Genomic DNA, 19,589 nt, shown 5'->3' on the forward strand with positions numbered 1-19,589 from the left:
AATAACAGGCCTGGGGTGCGCTATCCTTGCTGTATAGGGCCAGCAAAAGGAGGGGATATGCTTACTGCACTATTGATAACCGCCATCCTTGCCGTGGTCATTACCGGTCTGGTGTTCCTGTCAGCCATGCAGGACATTAAAGATGATTATTGAAGGGACAAAAGGCCGCGGTTGAGACGCGCAAAAAGAAAGCCCTTAAGACTACCGCAGGTAATCTTAAGGGCTTCTTGTTCCATCCGGCGCTTATCTCCGGCACTCATCATGGCTTAGCTCTTGAAGGAACACCGGAATAGTCTCATAAACGTTAATCTGCGAATTAACAAAAATTGCGTCCTTTCTGAAAGCAGCGCGATATCAACGGGATGGAAAACAAAAAAGGCCGCTTTCGCGGCCTTAGTTTTTACACGACCGCGGTGGTCAGCCGCGACGAGCAGCACAAATTCTGCTGTTCATCGAAGATATCAATCTGCCACACCTGGTGTCGCCTGCCAGTATGCAGGGCGCGACAGACGCCCCGTACCCGACCGCTACGCACGGAACGTAAGTGGTTGGCATTAACCTCCAGCCCCACCACCTTTTGCTCTCCTTCGGTGCAGAGATACCCCGCCACCGAGCCAAGGGTTTCGGCCAGCACCACAGACGCACCGCCGTGCAGCAGGCCAAACGGCTGATGGGTACGACTGTCCACCGGCATGGTCGCTTCCAGTTCATCCTCACCAATGCGGGTAAACTGAATGTCCAGTAATCCCACCATGTTCCCGTCGCTCATGGCGTTTAACGCCTGCAAGGTGACCGCACGTTTCCAGATCATCCCATAATCTCCAGCAGAGCCTGCAGTGGATGGCGCACGCCGCTACCCTCGACGCGTTTGACCTGGCTTCGGCACGAGTAACCGGTCGCCAGGCAGCGATTACGCGGCAGACGCTGCATCGCCTGGTGCCAGGAGAGTTCATAGATCCCCAGCGAGTTTTTATGGTTCACCACCTCATGGCCATAGGTTCCGGCCATGCCGCAGCAGCCGACGCTGACGCTCTCGAGCTTCGCGCCAAAGCGGGCAAAGATCGAGGCCCACTGGGCAGGCGCACCCGGCAGTGCGGTCACTTCGGTACAGTGGCCGAACAGATACCAGGATTCGCCGCTGATTTCCTGGGGCGCTTGCCCGTCGACAATGGTCGGAAGCCACTCGTGCACCAGCATCACGTGGAATTCGCCGCGCTTGTCGCCGAGGGTCTGCTTGTACTCATCGCGATAGCAGAGCACCAGGGCCGGATCGACGCCCACCATCGGCATCCCCAGAAGCGCCACCCGGCTAAGGAAGTCAGAGGTCTTTTGCGCCGTTTTCGCGAAACGATTGAGGAAACCTTTAATATGCTGGGCTTTGCCGTTCGGCGAGAACGGCAGCAGTACCGGCTGATAGCCCAACCGCTCCACCAGACGGATAAAGTCAGCCACCACCTGCGCATCGTAATAGCTGGTAAACGGATCCTGAACCACCAGCACCGTTTTCGCCTTTTGCTCGTCACTCAGCGCTTCAAGCTGCTCAAGGGTAAGGTTGGCGGAGCGGTGGCCCACCAGCTGGCGTTGCAGAGAAGGCGTGGAGAGCAGAGGCAGATCGATCATGCCGATATGCTTCTCAGACAGCTTGCGTACCAGCGGCTGGTTGATAAAGAAGTTGAAAGTGCGTGGCGCGCGGGCCATTAAGGGCGCGTAGCTCTCGACCGTTGCCACCAGATGATCGCGCACCGGACGCAGGTAACGGCTGTGATAGAGCTGCAGGAAGCGCGAGCGGAACTCCGGCACGTCGATTTTGATCGGGCACTGCGTGGAACAGGCTTTACAGGCCAGGCAGCCCGACATCGCCTCTTTTACTTCATGGGAAAAATCGTACTCCCCTTTGCGCGCATGCCAGCTGTTGCGGGTGCGTTCGACGAGAGTGCGCAGGCTGGCGCGTTTCTCCGGCAGTTCTTTCTCCAGCGCCAGCGGATCCACGCCGCGATCGGCCAGCAGACGCAGCCACTCGCGCACCAGCGTCGCACGCCCTTTCGGAGAGTGGATTCGGTTGCTGGTGATCTTCATCGACGGGCACATCGGGCTTTTGGCATCAAAGTTAAAGCACAGCCCGTTGCCATTACACTCCATGGCGCCACGCCAGGAGGATCGCACCGCAATCGGGATCTGGCGATCGAAGGTGCCGCGTTTCACCGCATCCACCTGCATCATCGGTGCATCAACGCCCATTGGCGGACAGATTTTACCCGGGTTGAGGCGGTTGTCCGGGTCAAAGGCCGCCTTGATTTTGCGCAGTTCGTCGTACAGCGCTTCGCCAAAGAAGGCCGGGCTATACTCCGCGCGGAACCCTTTTCCATGTTCGCCCCACAGCAGGCCGCCGTACCGGGCCGTGAGTGCCACCACCTCATCGGAGATCTGTTTCATCAGTATCTCCTGCTGCGGATCGCACATGTCCAGCGCCGGGCGCACGTGCAGCACCCCGGCGTCAACGTGGCCGAACATGCCGTAGCTCAGGCCGTGGCTGTCGAGCAGCGCGCGGAATTCGACAATATAGTCAGCGAGATTTTCCGGCGGGACGCAGGTATCTTCGGCAAAGGGGATAGGCTTGGCCGCGCCTTTGGCGTTCCCCAGCAGGCCCACCGCTTTTTTACGCATCGCATAGATACGCTCGATGCCGGCCAGCTCGTTGCACACCTGCCAGCCAATGACCCCGCCTTCGCCCCGGGCAATCAGCTCGTCCAGACGCTGGCACAGAGCCTCGACCTGGCTTTCAATGAGTTCAGCGTCATCACCGGCAAACTCAACGATATTCAGGCCCAGCATCTCTTTGTCGGGCACGTCAGTGATCAGCTCGCTGACCGAATGCCAGACGATATCTTCCCGCGCCAGGTTGAGCACTTTCGAGTCGACGGTTTCTACCGACAGGGCGCGGGCATCGACCATGAAAGGTGCATTGCGCAGCGCAGAGTCAAAGGAGTTGTACTTCACATTCACCAGACGGCGCACTTTCGGCAGACGGGTGATATCAAGGCGCGCCTCGGTGATAAAGGCCAGCGTGCCTTCGGAGCCGGTCAGGATGCGGGTCAAATCGAACTGGCTGAGGTCATCATTGAACACATGGCGCAGATCGTAGCCCGTCAGGAAGCGGTTCAGTTTTGGGAATTTATCGATAATCAGTTGGCGATTGTCGCGACAGCTTTCCAGCACGGTGCGGTAGATGCGACCGGTGGTGGTCTTGTCTTTGCCGAGCGTCTCGGCCAGTTCGACCGGTACGGGCTGGGTATCGAGAATATCCCCACCCAGCAGCACCGCCCGCACGCCAAGGACGTGATCGGAGGTTTTACCGTACACCAGCGACCCCTGGCCGGAGGCGTCGGTGTTGATCATCCCACCGAGAGTGGCGCGGTTACTGGTCGATAGCTCCGGCGCAAAAAAGTAGCCGAAGGGCTTCAGGTACTGGTTAAGCTGATCTTTAATCACCCCGGCTTCTACCCGCACCCACCCCTCTTCCGGGTTGATCTCAATGATGCGGTTCATATAGCGGGACATATCGACAACAATCCCCGTATTCAGCGCCTGGCCATTGGTGCCAGTGCCACCGCCGCGTGGGGTAAAGATCAGCGAAGCGAAACGCTCCTGGGAAGCCAGACGGGCCAGCAGGGCCACATCAGCGGTAGAGCGGGGAAAAACGACTGCATCGGGAAGTAGCTGGTAGATACTGTTGTCGGTCGCCATGGTCAGCCTGTCGGCATAACGTGTGGCGGTATCGCCGGTAAAACCCTGTTGCTCCAAAGCCTGCAAAAAATTGAGCACCAGCTGAACGACGCCAGGTGCCTGAGAAATTTGTGGGATCATTACTGTCGACCCTGCCCCATCTGAATTGTTGTAGATAATCGTTTGCGTTGTGCTTCCCTGTTTGTATCACATTTTTTTCTTATGCGCCCGACAGAATTACAGGCAGAATCTGCCTGTTAAAAATCGCTGAAATCACTAATGATTGTAGTGATGCGGTTTCCTGTTCTCACCGGCCTTTCCGGTGTAATTCAAAGGTGAATTTCATATATGGTCAATCGACACCAGCCCAGGGACGTTGCGCAAGTTTTGCTGTCGGTGCTGTTTCTGGCAATCATGATTATTGCGTGTCTGTGGATTGTGCAACCCTTCATTCTGGGCTTTGCCTGGGCAGGCACGGTGGTTATCGCCACCTGGCCGCTGTTTCTTCGGCTGGAACGTTTACTCTTTGGTCGCCGCGCGCTGGCCGTGTTGGTGATGACGCTGCTGCTGGTGCTGCTCTTTGTGATGCCGGTGGCGTTACTGGTGAACAGCCTGGTGGACGGCAGCGGCCCGCTCATCTCCAGCATTACCAGCGGGGATATGACGCTCCCGACGCTGGACTGGCTCAACGATATCCCGCTGATTGGCGATAAGCTCTATGCCGGCTGGCACAACCTGCTGGACATGGGTGGCAGCGCCATTATGGCCAAAGTACGGCCCTATATTGGCGCGACCACCACCTGGTTTGTGGGGACTGCTGCGCACCTGGGGCGCTTTGTTGTCCACTGTGTCCTGATGCTGTTGTTCAGCGCCTTGCTGTACTGGCGCGGCGAGCAGGTCGCCCTCGGGGTTCGTCATTTTGCGACACGTCTGGCGTCAGCGCGTGGCGATGCGGCGATGCTGCTGGCGGCGCAGGCTGTGCGCGCGGTAGCGTTGGGCGTGGTCGTGACGGCGCTGGTACAGTCGGTGCTGGGTGGGATTGGTCTGGCGCTTGCTGGCGTGCCTTACGCCACGCTCTTTACAGTGCTGATGCTGTTGACCTGCCTGATGCAGCTTGGCCCTCTGCTGGTACTGGTCCCGGCGATTGTGTGGCTCTACTGGAGCGGGGATACCACCTGGGGCACGGTGCTGCTGGTCTGGAGCTGCGTGGTGGGCACGATGGACAACGTGATCCGACCGATTCTGATTCGTATGGGTGCCGACTTGCCGTTAATCCTGATCCTCTCCGGCGTTATCGGCGGGTTGATTGCTTTCGGAATGATCGGGCTGTTTATCGGGCCGGTGCTGCTGGCGGTCTCCTGGCGACTGTTTTCCGCGTGGGTGCATGAAGTTCCGCTGCCGCCGACCGACCCGGATGTCCTGTTCCAGACGCTTCAGGACGAACGAGAGCTTAAAAAGTAATGCTCATGCTTCTGGTGGGTTCGCCCACCAGAATGTTAAGCGTCACTTATCATTCAGATTTCCCTTAAGCGCAGCTAAAGCCGTTTTTATCCGCAATTGCCTCATTCCTCTAATAAAATCTTCATTTTCTTTAAACTATTGAGACGAATCTGATCGACGCAAAAATCCACCATGCCTACTATTAGGTCACGGTTATGAATCAACAACACCTTGATTTATAAGCATGGAAATCCCCTGAGTGAAACAACGAATTGCTGTGTGTAGTCTTTGCCCATCTCCCACGATGGGCTTTTTTTTATCAATTTTTCAGGCGGTTATGCGTTTTACGGTTTGAGGTGAGCAATAGGTGTGTAATCACCGGAAGCGCAAATTATCAAAAATTCACTCCTCAATAATCAATAATTTACCTTGTATCTAAAAAAACAGAGCAGCCGCATTTCAGTCTCTTTAGATTGAGCAAACAGGGAAAAATAAAAAGGCGAGAACCTAAGTCCTCGCCTTTTTATATTGCAGAAGCGTGACGTTACTTGTTCAGTTCCGCCAGGCTCAGCCAGGTTTGCACCACGGTGTCCGGGTTGAGGGACAGGCTATCAATCCCCTCTTCCATCAGCCAGGCAGCAAAGTCTTCATGGTCGGACGGCCCCTGACCACAGATGCCGACGTACTTGCCCTGTTTCTTCGCGGCACGGATAGCCATCGACAGCAGCGCTTTCACTGCCTCGTTACGCTCATCAAACAGCGCAGAGACCACGCCGGAGTCACGATCCAGACCCAGCGCCAGCTGCGTCATATCGTTGGAGCCGATAGAGAAGCCGTCGAAGTGTTCCAGGAACTGCTCTGCCAGCAGGGCGTTGGACGGGATCTCACACATCATAATGATTTTGAGGCCGTTCTCGCCGCGCTTCAGCCCCTGACGGGCCAGCTCGTCAATAACCGCTTTCGCCTGATCGACGGTACGCACGAACGGCACCATGATTTCGACGTTGGTCAGCCCCATATCGTTGCGCACGCGTTTGACCGCCTCGCACTCCAGCGCAAAGCAGTCGCGGAAGCTGTCGGAAACGTAACGACCGGCACCACGGAAGCCCAGCATCGGGTTCTCTTCTTCCGGCTCGTAACGCTCGCCGCCCACCAGGTTAGCGTATTCGTTAGATTTGAAATCAGAGAGACGCACGATGACGCGTTTCGGGTAGAAAGCTGCGCCCAGCGTGGCGATCCCTTCGGTCAGACGGCCAACGTAGAACTCTTTCGGCGAGTCGTAGCCCTTCATCATCTCGCGGATCTCTTTCTGCAGCTTCGGATCCTGGTCGTTGAATTCCAGCAGCGCACGCGGGTGAACGCCGATCATACGGTTGATGATGAACTCCAGACGCGCCAGGCCCACACCTTCGTTTGGCAGACAGGCGAAGTCAAAGGCACGATCCGGGTTACCGACGTTCATCATGATCTTCAGCGGCAGATCCGGCATGGTGTCAACGCTGGAGCTCTTCACGCTAAAGTCGAGGATCTCGGCATAGACGTAACCGGTATCGCCTTCGGCACAGGAGACGGTAACGTTCTGATCGTCCTTCATGCGTTCGGTGGCGTCACCGCAGCCGACCACGGCCGGGATGCCCAGCTCACGAGCGATGATAGCCGCGTGACAGGTACGGCCGCCACGGTTGGTGACAATCGCCGCCGCCTTTTTCATGATCGGTTCCCAGTCCGGGTCGGTCATGTCGGTGACCAGCACGTCGCCCGGCTGGATACGGTTCATTTCGCTGATGTCGTGGATCACCTTCACCGGACCTGCGCCGATGCGGTGACCGATAGCACGGCCTTCAGCGATGATGTTGCCTTGCGCATGCAGCGTGTAACGCTCCATCACCTGACCGCGGGAACGCACGGTTTCAGGACGCGCCTGGACGATAAACAGTTTGCCGGTGTTGCCATCTTTGGCCCACTCGATATCCATAGGACGGCCATAGTGCTTCTCAATCTGCACCGCCTGCTTCGCCAGCTCCTGCACTTCGGCATCGGTCAGCGAGAAGCGGTCACACTGCTCCTGTGGCACATCTTCAATCCGCACCTGCTTGCCATGCTCCTGGGTCGGCGCATAGATCATGCGGATTTTTTTCGAACCCATGGTGCGACGCACGATTGCCGGACGATCCGCGGCCAGGGTTGGTTTGTGAACGTAGAATTCGTCCGGGTTGACAGCACCCTGCACCACCATCTCGCCCAGACCCCAGGCGGAGGTAATAAAGACCACCTGATCGAAACCCGATTCGGTATCAATAGAGAACATCACGCCTGACGAGGCCAGATCTGAACGCACCATGCGCTGCACGCCAGCCGACAGCGCAACGCCGCGGTGGTCATAACCCTGATGCACGCGATAGGAGATCGCACGATCGTTAAACAGGGAGGCAAACACATGTTTTACCGCCACCAGCACGGCATCGTAGCCCTGCACGTTGAGGAAGGTCTCCTGCTGCCCGGCGAATGAGGCGTCCGGCATGTCTTCTGCGGTGGCGGAAGAGCGCACGGCAAAGGAGGCCTGAGCATCATCAGCAGAAAGCTGGTTGTAGGCGTCGTGAATGGCTTTTTCCAGTTCAGGCTGGAAAGGTGTATCGATGATCCACTGGCGGATTTGGGTCCCGGCTTTGGCAAGCTCAGAGACATCATCAATGTCCGTGTTATCCAGTAGTTCGTAAATGCGCTGGTTTACGCCGCTTTGATCCAGAAAATAGTTAAAAGCATCGGCGGTAGTAGCAAATCCATTCGGTACGGAGACACCCATACTGGACAGATTCGTAATCATTTCACCCAGGGAGGCATTTTTGCCTCCAACTCTGTCTACATCATTCATGCCGAGTTGGTTATACCAAAGCACCAGCGGTGACGAGCCATTGTTGGACATCGAAACAATCCTTTTGTGATATATGAACGGGTTTTAAGAAACTCCTTACTGCGTATTTATACTGTCATATTTATCCGCGCTAAAAAAACGGTGAATCGTGTAAGCACTTTTATTTTTTAGCTTTTCAGACTGTTCCCGCTTAAATCCTAACCTGATGATTATTATAGAATCCCACAAAAAACATCAGACTTTAGGGTGATTTTGAAAAATGAAACACCCCTTTCATTAAAAATAAAAATAGTGTTTCATTTTTAATTTAGGTGCGGCATTGACTGTTGTATTTTACTTTTTTAATTTAAGCTTTCAGTCAATTACATCTGATATACAGAGTGTGCCAAATGGATAATGCTGTCGATCGCCACGTTTTTTATATTTCCGATGGTACGGCCATCACCGCCGAAGTGTTAGGCCATGCGGTGATGTCGCAATTCCCGGTGTCTATCAACAGCATCACGCTGCCGTTCGTGGAAAACGAGAGCCGCGCCAGAGCGGTTAAAGATCAAATCGACGCCATTTTCCAGCAGACCGGCGAGCGTCCGCTGGTGTTCTACTCGATTGTGATCCCGGAAATTCGCAATATCATTCTGCAAAGCGAAGGCTTCTGTCAGGACATTGTCCAGGCGCTGGTGGCCCCACTGCAGGAAGAGCTGAAGCTGGACCCTACACCAGTGGCGCACCGCACCCACGGCCTGAACCCGGCCAATCTTATCAAGTACGACGCCCGAATCGCCGCCATTGACTATACCCTCGCCCACGATGACGGCATCTCAATGCGTAACCTCGATCAGGCGCAGGTCATCCTGCTCGGCGTCTCGCGTTGCGGCAAAACCCCCACCAGCCTTTACCTGGCCCTCCAGTTCGGGATCCGCGCAGCAAACTATCCCTTTATCGCCGACGATATGGATAACCTTGTCCTTCCCGCGGCGCTCAAACCCCTGCAGCATAAGCTGTTTGGGCTGACCATTAACCCGGAACGACTGGCGGCGATCCGCGAAGAGCGCCGGGAGAACAGCCGCTACGCCTCGATGCGCCAGTGCCGGCTGGAGGTGGCTGAAGTGGAAGCCTTGTACCGTAAGAACAACATCCCGTGTCTGAACAGCACTAACTATTCGGTAGAAGAGATCGCCACCAAAATCCTCGATATTATGGGTCTCAATCGCCGCATGTACTAACAGGCTAGTACATTGGTCCATAATCCTTTATACTCGCACTCCATCACAGGGCACCGCTTGTGCCCTGCACTTGAATTCAGCGGGGATTGGTTTAAGGTGATGCCCATCACTTCCCGGTAAGTTACCGATGAAGCACTACATTCTGAGAAATACCATGAATAAAACCGATGAACTCCGCACAGCGCGTATCGATAGCCTGGTCACGCCAGCTGAACTGGCCCAGCGGTACCCTGTTTCTGCGGCAGTGGCAGAAAACGTGACAACGTCACGTAAGCGTATTGAAAAAATCCTTAACGGTGAAGATCGCCGCCTGCTGGTGATTGTTGGCCCCTGTTCTATTCACGACCTTGATGCCGCAATGGACTATGCCAAGCGCCTGAAAGGGCTGCGGGATAAACACCACGCCCGCCTGGAAATCGTGATGCGCACCTACTTCGAGAAGCCGCGTACCGTGGTGGGCTGGAAAGGGCTGATCTCCGATCCCGACCTGAACGGCAGCTACCGGGTAAATCACGGTATTCAGCTGGCGCGCAAACTGCTGTTGCAGGTTAACGAGCTGGGCGTTCCCACTGCTACCGAATTCCTCGATATGGTGACCGGACAGTTTATCGCCGATCTGATCAGCTGGGGGGCTATTGGTGCCCGCACCACTGAAAGCCAGATCCACCGTGAAATGGCTTCGGCGCTCTCCTGCCCGGTGGGCTTTAAAAACGGTACCGACGGCAATACCCGCATTGCGGTGGATGCCATCCGCGCAGCCCGCGCCAGCCATATGTTCCTGTCGCCGGATAAGAACGGTCAGATGACCATCTATCAGACCAGCGGCAACCCGTACGGCCATATCATTATGCGCGGCGGCAAACAGCCAAATTATCACGCTCAGGATCTGGCCGAAGCCTGCGATACCCTGCGTGAATTTGATCTGCCCGAGCAACTGGTGGTGGATTTCAGCCACGGCAACTGCCAGAAACAGCACCGCCGCCAGCTGGACGTTTGCGATGAGATTTGCCAGCAGATCCGCAACGGCTCTACCGCTATTGCCGGGATTATGGCCGAGAGCTTCCTGCGCGAAGGCACGCAAAAAGTGGTGGTCGGTCAGCCTATCACCTACGGTCAGTCGATTACCGACCCCTGCCTGAGCTGGGAAGATACCGAAGTCCTGCTGGATAAACTTGCTGCGGCGGTGGACTCCCGTTTTTAACGCCTGCGCCGGGTAGCAGTTGCGTCTTGCCCGGCCTGCTCAAGCTCCCTTCACCGGCCCGGTAAGCGCAACGCCACCGGGCTTTTTTACAGACCGCGCCACCCCGCACCTCCCTCACGTCACTGTTTTTTCATAAAACGCTTGCCGTCAAAATCGATTTGTTGATAATGATTATCATTGTTACATTGATTGCTATTTTGAAAAACACTATGTCACGTATGGATAACACTGCTGCAACGCTCACTCGTCCTGAAGACAAAACACAGCCTGCACCAGGCGCGACCGACCGTCGCATCGACAGCAAACAACTGTTGGGCAAAGAGGGCCGCGTCATTATCGAGCATGACGGCCAGCACTACCTGCTGCGTCAGACACATGCCGGAAAATTAATTCTCACAAAATAAGCCCCCCGCCAGCCACCCAGGTTCCCCAGGCAGCCAGCGCTTTTCACTTTTAAATGGAGAGTGGCTCATGCCATACCTGAACACCGCGTCTTTACGCCCGTCGCTGCTGGCGCTGGCGATCGTCAGTGCCCTGCCGGGAGCGGCTGTTGCCGCCACCGACGACATGACCGTTACCGCCACCGGTAATGCCCGCAGCGCCTTCGAAGCCCCGATGATGGTCAGCGTCATTGACGCCAGCGCCCCGGAAAATCAAACCGCCAGCTCTGCCACCGACCTGCTGCGCCACGTACCCGGTCTGACGCTCGACGGGACCGGTCGTACCAATGGCCAGGACGTCAATCTGCGCGGCTACGATCGTCGCGGCGTGCTGGTGCTGGTTGACGGCGTGCGTCAGGGCACCGATACCGGTCACCTGAACAGTACCTTCCTCGACCCGGCGTTGATTAAGCGCATTGAGATCGTGCGCGGGCCATCGGCCCTGCTGTATGGCAGCGGCGCGATGGGCGGGGTGATCGCCTATGACACCGCCGATGCGAAAGACCTGCTCCAGGCCGGACAAACCAGCGGCTATCGTGTATTTGGCACTGCCGCCACCGGCGATCACAGCCTCGGGATGGGTGCCAGCGCCTTTGGCCGCACTGATACCCTCGATGGCCTTGTGGCCTGGTCGAGCCGGGATCGCGGGGATATCCGTCAGGGCGGCGGCGGCACCGCGCCGAATGACGAATCGATCAACAACATGCTGGCTAAAGGCAGCTGGCAGTTGGATCAGGCCCAGTCCCTGAGCGGATCGTTGCGCTATTACAACAACGCGGCGCAGGAGCCGAAGAACCCGCAAACTATCGCGGCCGATGACAGCAGCAACCCGATGACCGACCGCTCCACCATTCAGCGGGACGTGCAGCTGGGATATCACATCGCTCCGGCGGGCAATGACTGGCTAAACGCCGATGCCCGCATCCACTGGTCTGAAGCGCGTATCAATGCCCAGAATATCGACGGCACCGGCGAATTCCGCCAGCAGACCACCAAAGGCGGCAAAGTCGAGAACCGCACCCGCCTGTTCGCCGACTCCTTCGCCTCGCACCTGCTGACTTACGGCGGAGAGTATTATCGTCAGGAGCAGGAGCCGTCCGGTGCCACCACCGGCTTCCCGGATGCGCGTATCGATTTCAGCTCCGGCTGGCTGCAGGATGAGATCACCCTGCGCGATCTGCCCGTCACTCTGCTGGGCGGCACCCGCTACGATAATTATCGCGGCAGCAGCGATGGCTACGAGGATGTGGATGCGGATAAATGGTCATCCCGCGCCGGGATCACCATCACCCCGGCAGAGTGGCTGATGCTGTTCGGCTCTTATGCTCAGGCCTTCCGCGCCCCGACGATGGGCGAAATGTATAACGACGCTAAACACTTTTCCATTGGCCGCTTCTACACCAACTACTGGGTGCCGAACCCGAACCTGCGCCCGGAAACCAACGAAACCCAGGAATACGGGTTTGGTCTGCGCTTTGACGATCTGCTGCTGGCTAATGATGCGCTGGAGTTCAAAGCCAGCTACTTTGATACCAACGCTAAAGATTACATCTCCACCACCGTCGATTTTGCCGCGGCCACTACCATGTCGTACAACGTGCCGAACGCCAAAATCTGGGGCTGGGACATGATGGCGAAATACTCTGCCAGCCTGTTCACCCTGGATGTCGCTTATAACCGCACCCGTGGCAAAGACACCGACACCGGGGAGTATATCTCCAGCATCAGCCCGGACACCGTCTCCAGCAAGCTGGATATCCCGGTGGCGCAGAGTGGCTTTAGCCTTGGCTGGATCGGCACCTTTGCCGATCGCTCCACCCACGTGAGCAGCAGCTACAGCCACCAGCCCGGCTACGCGGTGAATGATTTTTACGTCAGCTATCAGGGCCAGCAGGCGCTGAAAGGCGTGACCACCACGCTGGTGCTGGGCAACGCCTTCGACAAAGAATACTGGTCGCCGCAGGGCATCCCGCAGGATGGCCGCAACGGCAAGATTTTCGTGAGTTATCAGTGGTAATGACCCTGCCCTGGCGCTGCCAGGGCATTTATCCGAAAGGAAGAGAGAATGAATCACTACACACGCTGGCTTGAGCTAAAAGAACAATATCCCGGGAAATACGCCCGTGACATCGCTGCTCTGATGAACATCAGCGAAGCGGAACTGACCTGGGCGCGGGTGGGGCATGATGCGTGGCGTCTGCACGGCGAAACCCGCGAGATCCTCGGCGCGCTGGAGGCGGTGGGCGAAACCAAATGCATCTGCCGCAACGAATACGCGGTTCATGAACAGGTAGGCACGTTTACTAACCAGCATCTGAACGGCCATGCCGGGCTGGTGCTTAACCCGCGTGCGCTGGATCTGCGTCTGTTCCTCAACCAGTGGGCCAGCGCGTTTCATATCACCGAGACCACCGCCCGCGGCGAGCGTCAGAGCATACAGTTTTTCGACTATCAGGGCGATGCGCTGCTGAAGGTGTACACCACCGATAACACCGACGTGTCCGCCTGGGGCGATCTGCTGTCCCGCTTTATCTTTGCCGATAATCCCCCGCTGGCGCTGAAAGCTGCCGATTCGACAACCAATGTAACAACCGCTGACGCCGCGACGGTGGACAGCGAGTGGCGCGCGATGACCGACGTGCATCAGTTCTTCGGCCTGCTGAAACGCCACAGTCTGACCCGTCAGCAGGCGTTCCGGCTGGTGAGTGACGATCTCGCCTGCCAGGTCGATAAACGCGCGCTGTCGCAGCTTCTGAACGACGCCCGCCAGGCGGGCAACGAGATCATGATCTTCGTTGGCAACCGCGGCTGCGTGCAGATCTTCACCGGCACCGTGGACAAAGTGGTGCCAATGAAAGGCTGGCTGAACATTTTCAACCCGGCTTTTACCCTGCATCTGCTGGAGGAGACCATCGCAGAAAGTTGGGTAACGCGTAAACCTACCGCCGACGGCCACGTTACCAGCCTCGAACTCTTTGCCGCCGACGGAACGCAGATCGCGCAGCTTTACGGCCAGCGCACTGAAGGTGAACCAGAGCAGAGCCAGTGGCGTTCGCAGATTGACGCTCTCACGGTAAAAGGGTTGGCCGCATGAGAACCCTTCTCGCCCTGTTCTTCGCCCTACCGCTGGCCGTCTCTGGCGCTGCGCAGGAGAAGATCGTCGCCCTTGGCGGCGACGTGACGGAAATTGTCTACGCCCTGGGTGCCGAAGACGCGCTGGTGGCGCGCGACAGCACCAGCCAGTGGCCGCAGCAGGCTACCGCCCTGCCGGACGTGGGTTATTTGCGCCAGCTTAATGCCGAAGGGATCCTGGCGATGCGTCCGACGCTGGTATTAGCCAGCGCGCAGGCACAGCCTTCTCTGGCGCTAAAACAGGTCGGGCAGAGCAAGGTGAATGTGGTAACAGTGCCGGGCAGCAATGCCCTGAGCGTGATCGACGAGAAAGTGCGGGTAGTGGCGCAGGCGACGCACCGCGTTGCCGAAGGGGAAGCGCTGCGCCAGCGCCTGCAGCAAGAGCTGGCGGCACTGCCCGCCTCGCCCATCAATAAGCGCGTGCTGTTTATTCTCAACCACGGCGGGATGACCGCTATGGCCGCCGGGCAGGATACCGGTGCCGATGCGGCGATCCGCGCGGCCGGGCTGCGTAACGCCATGCAGGGGTTCTCCCGCTATCAGCCGCTCTCCCAGGAAGGGGTGATCGCCAGCCAGCCCGATCTGGTCGTGATTTCACAGGACGGGGTAAATGCTATGGGCGGGGAAGCGAATCTCTGGAAGCTGCCAGGTCTGGCGCAAACCCCTGCCGGTCGGAACAAACAGGTATTGCAGATTGACGATATGGCGCTGCTCGGGTTTAGCGTGCGTACCCCGCAGGCCATTGGCCAGTTGCGCAGTAAAGCCGAGCAACTGCCCTGATGCCTCGTCGGGTCAGCTTATCCCTGTGGGGACTGGCAACGACGCTGGCGCTGATGACGCTGCTGGCCACCGGTTTTGGCGCGTTGCGCCTGCCGGTGACCGTGCTGTGGAACGGCGGTGACGAGGCGCTGCGCCAAATCTGGCTCACCATTCGTCTGCCGCGGGTGCTGCTGGCGCTGGTGATTGGCGGCTCGCTGGCGCTGGCGGGCTGCGTAATGCAGGGGCTGTTTCGCAACCCGCTCGCAGACCCCGGCTTGCTGGGGATCAGCAGCGGTGCCGCCTGCGCCGTCGCACTGTGGGTGGTGTTACCCGTTACCCTCCCCGCTCTGCTGATGCTTTACGCCCCGATGCTGGCGGCCTTTCTCGGCGCGCTGGCGGCCACGGTGGTGATTTTCCTGCTCAGCCAGCAGCGGGAGAGTTCCCTCTCGCGCCTGCTGCTGGTAGGGATCGCCATCAACGCGCTGTGCGGCGCGGCGGTAGGTGTCCTCTCCTGGGTCAGTAATGACGCGCAGCTGCGTCAGCTCTCACTGTGGGGCATGGGCAGCCTCGGTCAGGCGCAGTGGTCCACCCTGCTGGCGGTCACCTCGCTGATGATCCCCACGGTGCTGGTGATCTGGCGCCTGGCGGCGGCTCTCAACCTGCTGCAGCTGGGCGAGGAAGAGGCTCACTATCTGGGCGTGGATGTGCGCCTCGTTCAGCGTGTTTTGCTTCTGTGCAGCGCCCTGCTGGTGGCGGCTGCGGTGGCAGTCAGCGGGGTGATTGGCTTTATTGGCCTGGTGGTGCCGCACCTGATGCGCATGTGGCTGGGGTCGGATCACCGGGCAGTGATCCCCGGCTCGGTGCTGGCGGGGGCGTTTCTGCTGCTGATGGCGGATACGGCTGCACGCACGCTGGTCGCGCCAGCGGAGATGCCGGTAGGACTGCTGACCAGTATTCTCGGTGCCCCCTGGTTCATGTGGCTTATTTTCCGTCGTGGAGGTCAGCATGGCTGAACCCTTGCTCGCTGAAGGCTTGTCTTACTCCGTGGCGGGCCGGGAGGTGGTTCGCGACGTTTCGCTGTCGCTCGCGCAGGGGGAACTGGTGGCGCTGATCGGCCCCAACGGGGCGGGGAAATCTACTCTGCTGCGCCTGTTAACCGGTTTTCTTACGCCCGCTGCCGGGCGCTGTCTGCTGGACGGTAAAGCCCTGGAGAAGTGGAGCACCCAGGCGTTATCGCGTCAGCGGGCGGTGATGCGCCAGCAAACCCAGCTGGTTTTTGACTGGCCTGTAGAAGCGGTAATCGGGATGGGGCGTGCCCCCTGGACGCCGCAGCCTGAGGCGCAGATTGTCAGCGAGGTGATGCAGCTCACCGGGTGTCACCTCCTGGCCGGTCGTCGATACGCGGCCCTGTCGGGCGGAGAACAACAACATGTGCAGTTGGCGCGTTCGCTGTCGCAGCTGTGGTGCGAGGGCGGGCCGCGCGGCTGGCTGTTTCTTGATGAGCCGACCTCAGCGCTGGATCTCTACCATCAGCAGCATCTGCTGCGGTTGCTGAAGGCGTTGACTGTTCACGGGAAGCTGCACGTCTGCGTGGTGCTGCACGATCTCAATCTGGCTGCCTTATGGGCCGACCGGATCGTGCTTTTACATGAAGGCAGGATTGTCTCCCAGGGAACGCCGCCATCGGTGCTGCAGGCTGACGACCTTACGCGCTGGTACGGCGCGCAGGTGCACGTTGGCCTGCATCCCCTCAACTCCACTCCCCAGGTGTTTCTTGCCCCTTAGCTTGAGCAACTCACTTCCAGCCGCTTACCCCAGTCGGGCGGACGGTTGATATAGTCATCATTGCGGTCGGCAAACGGCGTGCGCAGGGCTTCATGTAAGCGGTGAAGCTCGGCGTAGTCGCCTTTTTCAGCCTGCTCGATCGCCCGCTGCGCCAGCCAGTTGCGTAGCACCATGGCTGGGTTAACGGCACTCATCTGCGCCTGACGCTCATCATCCGCGATGTTTTCACGCTGGAGGCGGGTACGGTAGATTGCGAACCAGTCATCAAAGGCCTGACGGTCGATAAACTCATCGCGCAGCGGTGAGGCGGCACTGTGCTGCTCGGTTTGCCCCAGCATACGGAAGGTGCGGGTGTAATCGCTGCCTTCCCGCGCCATCAGCGAAAACAGGTTATTGAGGATCTCATTATCCCCCTGCTCCTGGGTCATCATCCCCAGCTTACGGCGCATCAGTTTGCCGTACTGCTGTAGCAGCACCTCCTGGTAACCATCCAGGGCGTCGTTGAGGGCATCGACATCGATAAATGGCGACAGGGACTGCGCCAGCCGCTGCAGGTTCCACAGCCCTACCGCAGGCTGGTTATCAAAGCTGTAGCGCCCCTGATAATCGGAGTGGTTACAGATATAGCCTGGCTGGTAGTCGTCGAGGAAACCGTACGGGCCGTAATCGATGGTCAGGCCGAGAATCGACATGTTATCGGTGTTCATTACGCCGTGGGCAAAACCCACCGTCTGCCAGCTGGCGATCAGCGAGGCGGTACGCGCCACAACATCCCGGAACCAGAGGATGTATTTATCGGCATCGTCTTTCCACTGCGGCCAGTAATGGTTAATGACAAAATCCGCCAGCTGGCGAACTTTCTCCGGCTCGCGGCGATAGTAAAAGTGTTCAAAATGACCGAAACGGGCGTGGCTTTGCGCAATGCGGATCAGCATCGCGCCCTGTTCCATCGTTTCACGCGCCACGGGCGTATCGCTGGTGACTATCGACAGCGCGCGGGTGGTGGGGATCCCAAGGGCGTGCATCGCTTCTGAGGCCAGGCTTTCGCGAATGGTTGAACGCAGGACGGCGCGCCCGTCACCCATACGCGAGTAAGGCGTCAGCCCGGCCCCTTTCAGGTGCCAGTCCATCGTTTGTCCGTTAGCAAGCTGCTGCTCGCCGAGCAAGATCCCTCGCCCGTCCCCCAGCTGTCCGGCCCATACGCCGAACTGATGTCCGCTGTAGACCTGGGCCAACGGCTGCATGCCTGGCAGCAGGGTTTCGCCGCCAAAGACGCCAGCGCCCTGTTCAGGCGTAAACAGCGTTTCGGGGATCGCCAGATCGGCGGCCAGCGCCGTGTTATGCCAGATCAGGCGGGCATTATTCAGGGGAGTGGGTTTCAGGGCCGTATAAAAACCGGGTAATTCGTCATGCCAGTGCGCGGTAAAAGACAGGGTCATAGGTCCTCCTGCTTTTAGTGTAGTGGGTTTATCAGAGGTTAAACACCAGGCAAGAAAAGGGTTATCCCTGTACCAGGGTGGTAATGCGCTCAAGGGGAACGGCAGGCCACAAACCGCCCTGCATGGCACTAAAGCCAAATGTAGACAGCCGTTGCAGGGCAATGTCATCGTCCACACCCGCGACCATCAATGACTGACAGTAGGGTGAAACCTGGGTCATTATCGCCCGTAATAAGAGTTCGAATGTATTATCTGTTAAATGCTGCTGAATGAAGTTTTTATCCAGCGCCACACGTTTAAACATGCCATCAAAAATGGCTTTGGTGGAGGCATCTCCGGCACCGAAATTGCCCAGTATCAGCGGAAAACGCAGGGCAAAGTCCATCAGGGTGGAATTCATATTCCCTTTATTGAGATCAGGATAATTCTCATTAATGCAGAACTCCAGCCACGGATGTTGTTCACATATCGCAACACCGTTTTCACCCATTAACAGGTATTCAACGATGGCTGGAGAGATATTTATCCATGCCGTGAGCTGCTGCTGAATAAAAAAGAGTTTGCAGCTGTCGAGCATTGCTAACTGCTCCTGAAACAGCATCAGCTCTTGCTCGGGGGTGAGGTAGGGGCGCACGAGTTCGGTCGGAATGCGCACCTGGTTATCCACGCCGACAAAGTTAACGACTATTTCAATGCCTATAAGCGCCCCTGTATCTTGTCGTGCAGGGAGTAATAACAATTCAGACTGATAAGCAATATCCAGCATCACAATCATGGCGTCCGACCCGGTTTAAAGACGATACATGACATCCTGAAACATATGCTGAAGCAATTCAACGTTATGGATTTTAATAAGATTAATTTCATTCGTTCCATTTAATATTCGGAATTTCCTTAGTCCTGAAATAATCTTATCCTGGATACGGCTTAATAGCCAGTTGTCGCGAATCATCAGAATTGCATCAAATTAATTCATCCGCTAACTAATCTTTAACTATTAAACCACGCTAATGAATAGCCTATACGGATGAAAAGAGTGTCGCGCCGGGCGGCGCGACAGGGTTAAATGCGTCGGGCTTGCCAGAAATTTTTACGCCAGTAGACATTATTGAGGGAGGAACGCACGACGCCACGGCTGGTCGAGGCATGAATAAACTGATCGTCGGTGTCGTATATCCCGACATGCAACCCGCTTTCGCCGGAGCCGGTTTTGAAGAAAACCAGATCGCCCGGAAGCAGCTCATCCTTATTAATTTCGGTGCCGATAGTTGCCTGCTGGCGAGTTTCGCGTGGTAACTGTAGCGCAAACTGGTCGCGGAATGTGAGCAGCACAAATCCTGAACAATCAATCCCACGGCGCGTCATGCCGCCGTAGCGATAAGGCGTACCGCCCCAGTTATGGAGCTGATCGTTCAGGCCTGCAATCACGGCGATAGAATCAGACAGCCGCGGATTGGGCGGCGGTGCGCGATGGCTACTGCATCCTGCAAGAAATAGCGCGGCCACAAGGAGAAAACAGAATCGCATTCCTGACGAATCCTCTGATTTTTATGCTTTCCGTAATTTAGCCTGTGA

Annotated in this window: 15 protein-coding genes and 1 other RNA gene; 10 read left to right on the plus strand and 6 right to left on the minus strand. The window is 57.4% G+C overall.

Annotated elements, in window-relative coordinates; all coding sequences use genetic code 11:
• Positions 1-400: 400 nt before the first annotated feature.
• Together menI and ydiJ are read right to left on the minus strand one after the other, a co-directional pair.
• Positions 401-811, minus strand: a complete 411-nt coding sequence (menI, locus tag ABIE02_RS01835) for a 1,4-dihydroxy-2-naphthoyl-CoA hydrolase (protein ID WP_032617763.1) — start codon at positions 809-811, stop codon at positions 401-403.
• Positions 808-3,864 carry a D-2-hydroxyglutarate dehydrogenase YdiJ gene (gene ydiJ, locus ABIE02_RS01840; protein ID WP_059308142.1) on the minus strand — a complete coding sequence of 1,019 codons (3,057 nt, stop codon included), beginning with the start codon at positions 3,862-3,864 and terminating at the stop codon, positions 808-810. Before ydiJ ends, menI begins: the two co-directional genes overlap by 4 nt.
• 207 nt (positions 3,865-4,071) lie before the next feature.
• On the opposite strand from ydiJ, the gene ydiK reads away from it, so the two are divergent.
• Positions 4,072-5,184 (plus strand): AI-2E family transporter YdiK, encoded by a 1,113-nt coding sequence (gene ydiK / locus ABIE02_RS01845; protein ID WP_336994714.1) that lies wholly within the window; start codon positions 4,072-4,074, stop codon positions 5,182-5,184.
• A 188-nt stretch (positions 5,185-5,372) separates the two neighbouring features.
• An RNA gene (gene rprA / locus ABIE02_RS01850) (antisense sRNA RprA) lies at positions 5,373-5,483 on the plus strand.
• 224 nt (positions 5,484-5,707) lie between these two features.
• On the opposite strand, the gene ppsA is transcribed toward rprA, so the two are convergent.
• Positions 5,708-8,086 (minus strand): phosphoenolpyruvate synthase, encoded by a 2,379-nt coding sequence (gene ppsA, locus ABIE02_RS01855; RefSeq protein WP_059308144.1) that lies wholly within the window; start codon positions 8,084-8,086, stop codon positions 5,708-5,710.
• A gap of 338 nt (positions 8,087-8,424) precedes the next feature.
• Here ppsA and ppsR point away from each other — a divergent pair, with 338 nt between their 5' ends.
• The 8 genes from ppsR (at position 8,425) to ABIE02_RS01895 (ending at position 16,575) form a co-directional block, all read left to right on the plus strand.
• Positions 8,425-9,258: a posphoenolpyruvate synthetase regulatory kinase/phosphorylase PpsR gene (gene ppsR / locus ABIE02_RS01860; protein WP_032617758.1), complete on the plus strand. Its 834-nt coding sequence runs from the start codon at positions 8,425-8,427 to the stop codon at positions 9,256-9,258.
• A 154-nt stretch (positions 9,259-9,412) separates the two neighbouring features.
• A complete protein-coding gene (gene aroH, locus ABIE02_RS01865) occupies positions 9,413-10,459 on the plus strand; it encodes a 3-deoxy-7-phosphoheptulonate synthase AroH (RefSeq protein ID WP_336994715.1) in 1,047 nt (348 codons plus the stop codon).
• Between the two features lie 167 nt (positions 10,460-10,626).
• A complete protein-coding gene (gene hemP, locus ABIE02_RS01870; RefSeq protein WP_032617757.1) occupies positions 10,627-10,863 on the plus strand; it encodes a hemin uptake protein HemP in 237 nt (78 codons plus the stop codon).
• 67 nt (positions 10,864-10,930) lie between these two features.
• The gene (locus ABIE02_RS01875) at positions 10,931-12,916 is read left to right on the plus strand and encodes a TonB-dependent hemoglobin/transferrin/lactoferrin family receptor (protein ID WP_191152855.1); all 1,986 of its coding nucleotides are present in this window, start codon (positions 10,931-10,933) and stop codon (positions 12,914-12,916) included.
• Between the two features lie 48 nt (positions 12,917-12,964).
• A complete protein-coding gene (locus tag ABIE02_RS01880; protein ID WP_077226381.1) occupies positions 12,965-13,993 on the plus strand; it encodes a hemin-degrading factor in 1,029 nt (342 codons plus the stop codon).
• On the plus strand, positions 13,990-14,811 hold the full coding sequence (locus ABIE02_RS01885) for a heme/hemin ABC transporter substrate-binding protein (protein ID WP_191152856.1): 822 nt from the start codon (positions 13,990-13,992) through the stop codon (positions 14,809-14,811). Before ABIE02_RS01880 ends, ABIE02_RS01885 begins: the two co-directional genes overlap by 4 nt.
• A complete protein-coding gene (locus ABIE02_RS01890) occupies positions 14,811-15,803 on the plus strand; it encodes a FecCD family ABC transporter permease (protein WP_191152857.1) in 993 nt (330 codons plus the stop codon). The genes ABIE02_RS01885 and ABIE02_RS01890 overlap by 1 nt, the downstream gene beginning before the upstream one ends.
• Positions 15,796-16,575 (plus strand): heme ABC transporter ATP-binding protein, encoded by a 780-nt coding sequence (locus tag ABIE02_RS01895; RefSeq protein WP_336994716.1) that lies wholly within the window; start codon positions 15,796-15,798, stop codon positions 16,573-16,575. The genes ABIE02_RS01890 and ABIE02_RS01895 overlap by 8 nt, the downstream gene beginning before the upstream one ends.
• On the opposite strand, the gene selO is transcribed toward ABIE02_RS01895, so the two are convergent.
• The 3 genes from selO to ABIE02_RS01910 form a co-directional block, all read right to left on the minus strand.
• Entirely contained in the window at positions 16,572-18,014 is a 1,443-nt protein-coding gene (gene selO / locus ABIE02_RS01900) for a protein adenylyltransferase SelO (RefSeq protein WP_144883166.1), read from the minus strand. The two genes, ABIE02_RS01895 and selO, sit on opposite strands and share 4 nt — an antisense overlap.
• A 61-nt stretch (positions 18,015-18,075) precedes the next feature.
• Positions 18,076-18,789 carry an EAL domain-containing protein gene (locus ABIE02_RS01905; RefSeq protein ID WP_144837686.1) on the minus strand — a complete coding sequence of 238 codons (714 nt, stop codon included), beginning with the start codon at positions 18,787-18,789 and terminating at the stop codon, positions 18,076-18,078.
• 287 nt (positions 18,790-19,076) lie between these two features.
• Complete coding sequence (locus ABIE02_RS01910; RefSeq protein ID WP_032617748.1) at positions 19,077-19,541, minus strand: NlpC/P60 family protein; 465 nt, start codon at positions 19,539-19,541, stop codon at positions 19,077-19,079.
• Between the last annotated feature and the right edge of the window lie 48 nt (positions 19,542-19,589).

Source organism: Leclercia sp. 1548 (assembly GCF_050435045.1).
In the GTDB taxonomy this organism is placed as follows: Bacteria; Pseudomonadota; Gammaproteobacteria; order Enterobacterales; family Enterobacteriaceae; genus Enterobacter; species Enterobacter adecarboxylatus.

What these genes read in the sequence shown, in the direction of transcription:
- selO (WP_144883166.1), bottom strand. Translation starts at nt 18,014, where the DNA reads ATGACCCTGTCTTTTACCGCGCACTGGCATGACGAATTACCCGGTTTT.
- menI (WP_032617763.1), bottom strand. Translation starts at nt 811, where the DNA reads ATGATCTGGAAACGTGCGGTCACCTTGCAGGCGTTAAACGCCATGAGC.
- ppsR (WP_032617758.1), top strand. Translation starts at nt 8,425, where the DNA reads ATGGATAATGCTGTCGATCGCCACGTTTTTTATATTTCCGATGGTACG.
- ABIE02_RS01885 (WP_191152856.1), top strand. Translation starts at nt 13,990, where the DNA reads ATGAGAACCCTTCTCGCCCTGTTCTTCGCCCTACCGCTGGCCGTCTCT.
- ppsA (WP_059308144.1), bottom strand. Translation starts at nt 8,086, where the DNA reads ATGTCCAACAATGGCTCGTCACCGCTGGTGCTTTGGTATAACCAACTC.
- ABIE02_RS01905 (WP_144837686.1), bottom strand. Translation starts at nt 18,789, where the DNA reads ATGATTGTGATGCTGGATATTGCTTATCAGTCTGAATTGTTATTACTC.
- hemP (WP_032617757.1), top strand. Translation starts at nt 10,627, where the DNA reads ATGATTATCATTGTTACATTGATTGCTATTTTGAAAAACACTATGTCA.
- aroH (WP_336994715.1), top strand. Translation starts at nt 9,413, where the DNA reads ATGAATAAAACCGATGAACTCCGCACAGCGCGTATCGATAGCCTGGTC.
- ABIE02_RS01880 (WP_077226381.1), top strand. Translation starts at nt 12,965, where the DNA reads ATGAATCACTACACACGCTGGCTTGAGCTAAAAGAACAATATCCCGGG.
- ABIE02_RS01895 (WP_336994716.1), top strand. Translation starts at nt 15,796, where the DNA reads ATGGCTGAACCCTTGCTCGCTGAAGGCTTGTCTTACTCCGTGGCGGGC.
- ydiK (WP_336994714.1), top strand. Translation starts at nt 4,072, where the DNA reads ATGGTCAATCGACACCAGCCCAGGGACGTTGCGCAAGTTTTGCTGTCG.
- ydiJ (WP_059308142.1), bottom strand. Translation starts at nt 3,864, where the DNA reads ATGATCCCACAAATTTCTCAGGCACCTGGCGTCGTTCAGCTGGTGCTC.
- ABIE02_RS01910 (WP_032617748.1), bottom strand. Translation starts at nt 19,541, where the DNA reads ATGCGATTCTGTTTTCTCCTTGTGGCCGCGCTATTTCTTGCAGGATGC.
- ABIE02_RS01890 (WP_191152857.1), top strand. Translation starts at nt 14,811, where the DNA reads ATGCCTCGTCGGGTCAGCTTATCCCTGTGGGGACTGGCAACGACGCTG.
- ABIE02_RS01875 (WP_191152855.1), top strand. Translation starts at nt 10,931, where the DNA reads ATGCCATACCTGAACACCGCGTCTTTACGCCCGTCGCTGCTGGCGCTG.